Consider the following 832-nt stretch of genomic DNA (forward strand, 5'->3'; position numbering starts at 1 on the left):
TGATGAGGAGTCCGGCCTGTATTACAACCGCCACCGCTATTATGACCCGCTGCAGGGGCGGTATATCACTCAGGATCCGATTGGGCTGAAGGGGGGATGGAATTTTTATCAGTATCCGTTGAATCCGATCTCAAATATAGATCCATTAGGATTAGAAACACTAAAATGCATTAAGCCACTGCATTCAATGGGCGGAACTGGTGAAAGAAGCGGTCCAGATATATGGGGGAATCCGTTCTATCATCAATATCTTTGTGTCCCAGATGGTAAAGGGGACTATACTTGTGGTGGCCAAGACCAACGGGGAGAATCAAAAGGAGATGGTCTATGGGGGCCAGGTAAAGCAAGTAATGATACAAAAGAAGCTGCTGGCCGTTGTGACCTCGTTGAAACCGATAATAGTTGTGTGGAGAACTGTTTAAAAGGGAAGTTTAAAGAGGTAAGGCCGCGTTATTCTGTATTGCCTGATATATTCACACCTATAAATTTAGGGCTATTTAAAAACTGCCAAGACTGGTCTAATGATTCTTTAGAAACATGTAAGATGAAGTGCTCCGGAAATAACATTGGACGTTTTGTTAGATTTGTATTCACCGGAGTGATGTAATGAAATATATTATTTTTTTATTCAGAGCTATATGGCTGGCTTTATCGCTTTTAATACTATTCTTTTCCATGCATAGACTTTCACTATTAGACTCCACTCGTGATGTGAGCGAGTTAATTAGTCTCATGTCTTATGGAATGATGGTAATATGTTTTCCAACAGGCATAGTATTCTTTATTGCTCTAATATTTATAGGGACTGTATCAGACATTATTGGCGTAAGGA

The 832-nt window shown here is 40.4% G+C and carries 2 protein-coding genes; both read left to right on the forward strand.

The window, feature by feature from the left end; translation table 11 throughout:
• The coding region (locus tag E0D98_RS24965; protein WP_104770283.1) for an RHS repeat-associated core domain-containing protein at positions 1-607 on the forward strand (607 nt) is incomplete at its 5' end.
• The coding region (gene ybfB, locus E0D98_RS24970) for a protein YbfB (protein ID WP_131891390.1) at positions 607-832 on the forward strand (226 nt) is incomplete at its 3' end. The genes E0D98_RS24965 and ybfB, both read left to right, overlap by 1 nt.

The sequence above is a fragment of the Escherichia sp. KCJ4928 genome (assembly GCF_004352695.1).
Taxonomy (GTDB): domain Bacteria; phylum Pseudomonadota; class Gammaproteobacteria; order Enterobacterales; family Enterobacteriaceae; genus ECMA0423.